Genomic DNA, 3,256 nt, shown 5'->3' with positions numbered 1-3,256 from the left:
GCCATGAGCGGGGTGCGATGGCGGGGACGAGAGCTTCGAGAGATCGCTTGGGAGACGATCGATCTGGAGAATGCGCTCGCTGCCATCGTGGTCTCCCGTCATGCGAGCGGCGTCGAGCCCGAGATCTGCTTCATCGAAGGCGGACGTCGGCTGGGCATCGAGCGCTTCTCCGAGGCGGCTCGTTCGGGAAACCTCGAGCCTCTCGCGGGTGCCTTCGCGGCGACACCCTTCGCCCGGATTTTCCGTGAGTCCGGCCGTTCGCTTTCGGACATCGAGCTGGTCCTCTTTCGCGAGCGGCTGCGTTCTTACGTCTCGAGAGCGAGGCGTGAGCCTCTGTCGGTCGTGACGATCTTTGCTCATGTGCTACGGGTAAGGGCGGAGGCGATCGACTTGAGACAGCTCGCATGGTCGCTGGCTTTCGGAGCTTCACCGACGGCGCAGGACCTCGTGAGTGTTCGGTGAGCTCGCTGGTTCGTGTCGTCTGCCGTCCCGAGACCGCGCTCGGGCTCGCGCTCGCGGGCGTCCCGACTGCTCGGGCCAGCACGCCGAGGGAGGGTGCGGAGCTCATCGTCGAGCTCGCTTCGCGCCCGGACATCGGTGTTCTCCTCGTGGAAGACGTTTTCTACGACGCCCTCTCGGACACGGCGAAGCGTGCTCTCGAACGGCGGCCGGTGCCGATCACCGTGCCCTTTCCCGGACCGAGCTGGACCGAGTCGGCTGAGGAAGCCGAGGCCCACCTCGTCGAGATCCTCAGCCGGGCCATTGGATATCGCGTGAGGCTTCGATGAGCGATGCCCGCGTCTCGCGCGTGACCGGCGCCCTCGTCGAAGCCGAGCCCATCGCCGGTGTCTTCGTCCACGAGCTAGCACGCGTCGGGAGGAAGGGCCTCCTGGGCGAAGTCATCCGAGTCGAAGGTGAGCGCGCGACGCTGCAGGTCTACGAGGAGACCGCGGGGCTCGAGCTCGGAGAGCCCATCGAGCCACTCGGTCGCGGGCTCACGGCGCAGCTCGGTCCCGGTCTCCTCGGTACGATCCTCGACGGCATCGGTCGCCCACTGGCTCGACTGGCCGAAATGTCAGGGGATTTCATCGCGCCCGGGGTCGTCGCTTCGACCCTTGATCCTGTCAGGCGCTTCTCCTTCGTGCCCTCGCTCGAAGCGGGCTGTCGGGTGGCCCAGGGTGACGTTCTTGGGCGCATCGAGGAGCGGACAGGGATGATGCTCCCGGTTGTCGTACCGCCCGGTGTCGCCGGGACGATTGCTGAGCTCGTTCCCGGCGAGTTCAACGTGGTGGATGTCATCGGGAAGCTCGAGGACGGCGCGCCTCTCCGACTCGCGCACGAGTGGCCGGTACGCCGGCCGCGGCCGGTGAGTCGGCGGCTTCCGCCAGATCGACCGCTTCTCACGGGCCAGCGCATCTTCGATTTTCTCTTTCCCGTCGCCGAGGGCGGGAGCGTCTCCGTGCCTGGCGGATTCGGAACCGGCAAGACGGTCATCGAACAATCTCTGGCGAAGTACGTCGACGCCGACATCGTGATCTTCGTCGGATGCGGTGAGCGCGGCAACGAGATCGCCGACGTTCTCGAAGAACTTCCCCGCCTTTCCGATCCGAGGACGGGAGGTTCGCTCCTCGATCGAACGATTATGGTCGTTAACACTTCGAACATGCCGGTCGCCGCTCGCGAGGCTTCGATCTATCTGGGCATGACGCTCGGCGAGTACTATCGCGATCTCGGGCTCCGGGTCGCGGTGATGGCCGACAGCCTGTCGCGATGGGCCGAAGCTCTCCGCGAGATCGGCTCGCGCCTGCAGGAAATGCCGGGTGAGGAGGGCTACCCGACCTATCTCGCGAATCGACTGAGCAAAGTCTACGAGCGCACCGGCCGAGTGATGTGTCTGGGGACACCCGAACGGGAAGGGTCCCTCACCTTCATCGGCGCGATTTCGCCGCCCGGTGGTGACTTCTCCGAGCCGGTGACGCAGGCGGCGCTGCGCGTCGTCGGGAACCTATGGGCGCTGGACCCGGCGCTCGCCCATCAGAGGCAGTTTCCCGCGGTCGACTGGGAGGCGAGCTTCTCCCTTTACGCGGAGCTCCTCATGCCGTGGTTCGCTCGTGAGGGGGGGAGCGACTGGCCCAGGATTCGCGGCGAGACACTCTCCGTCCTGCACCGCGAGCGCGAGACGCGGGAGATCGCGAGCCTGGTCGGTGCCGAGGCCCTCCAGGATCGCGACCGGCTCGTGCTCGAGACCGGACGGCTCGTGCGTGAAGTCGTCATCGGCCAGAACGCATTCCATCCCCACGACGCGAGCTCGAGCGTCGAGAAGACCCATCGGCTTGCCTCTCTCGTGTTGAGGTTCTTTCACGAGGCCGAAGGAGCAGTCGAGTCCGGCGTTCCATTCGACCGGCTCCGGCGAGAGAGGGTTTGGGAAGGACTCGTGTCTCTGCGAACCGCCGCGCCCGAGGACAGCGAGGCTCTTGCCGAAGCGGTGCGGACGGCCATCGACGACATGGGGGCCGATCGGTGACCGCTATGGCGCGAACCTACCGTGGGGCCTCGGCTCTATCCGGTCCGCTCCTCTATCTCGAGCGGACGCGGAGAGTGCGTCTGGGCGAGTGGGTCACGATCCGTTCTCCTCGTGATGGCACGTCCTGGCGCGGCCAGGTGATCGACGCGGGCGAGGACGTCACCGTCATTCAGGTACTCGAAGAGACTTACGGTCTCGCGCCCGCACGAGTCGAGGTCACCCTGAGCGGCGACGTCGCCAAGGCCGTCGTCGGTCGCGAGCTTCTCGGCCGTGCTTTCAATGGGGTGGGCGAGCCCGTCGACGGACTCGGACCGGCCGTGGGAGAGGCGGTGCTGCCGATCTGGGGAGCGCCGGTGAATCCTGCCCGCCGCCTTCGTCCTACCGACTTCATCGAGACGGGAATCTCCGCCATCGATGGCATGAACACGCTCGTCCGCGGCCAGAAGCTCCCGATCTTCTCCGCCGCAGGGCTCCCGGCGATGGAGCTTGCTGCTTTCATCGCCGAGAACGTCCGCGCTCGCGGCGGCGAGCAATTCGCCGTCGTCTTCGTCGCCATCGGGATCACGGCCCGCGAGACGCACAGCTTCGTTCGTCGATTCGAGCGGAGCGGGGCGATGGATCGCACGATCCTCTATCTGAACGAGGCGAGCGACCCGACCATCGAACGTTTGCTCGCTCCCCGGTTCGCGCTCACCGAGGCGGAGTTTCTGGCTTTCGAGCGCGGCTACCACG

At 66.4% G+C, this 3,256-nt stretch carries 4 protein-coding genes; all 4 read left to right on the top strand.

Translation table 11 applies throughout. The features are described 5' to 3' along the window. Positions 1-462: V-type ATPase subunit (locus tag VEK15_04455; GenBank protein HXV59923.1), on the top strand; the 462-nt coding region annotated here is incomplete at its 5' end. Beyond that, on the top strand, positions 459-788 hold the full coding sequence (locus VEK15_04450) for a V-type ATP synthase subunit F (protein ID HXV59922.1): 330 nt from the start codon (positions 459-461) through the stop codon (positions 786-788). The genes VEK15_04455 and VEK15_04450, both read left to right, overlap by 4 nt. Continuing rightward, positions 785-2,524 (top strand): V-type ATP synthase subunit A, encoded by a 1,740-nt coding sequence (locus VEK15_04445; protein HXV59921.1) that lies wholly within the window; start codon positions 785-787, stop codon positions 2,522-2,524. Before VEK15_04450 ends, VEK15_04445 begins: the two co-directional genes overlap by 4 nt. A 5-nt stretch (positions 2,525-2,529) precedes the next feature. Further along, on the top strand, positions 2,530-3,256 hold a 727-nt coding region (locus VEK15_04440; GenBank protein ID HXV59920.1), incomplete at its 3' end, for a V-type ATP synthase subunit B.

The sequence above is a fragment of the Vicinamibacteria bacterium genome, from assembly GCA_035620555.1.
In the GTDB taxonomy this organism is placed as follows: domain Bacteria; phylum Acidobacteriota; class Vicinamibacteria; order Marinacidobacterales; family SMYC01; genus DASPGQ01.
Note: the sequence above shows the minus strand (reverse complement) of the source record. Positions and strands in the feature narration are given on the sequence as shown.

What these genes read in the sequence shown, in the direction of transcription:
- VEK15_04445 (HXV59921.1), top strand. Translation starts at nt 785, where the DNA reads ATGAGCGATGCCCGCGTCTCGCGCGTGACCGGCGCCCTCGTCGAAGCC.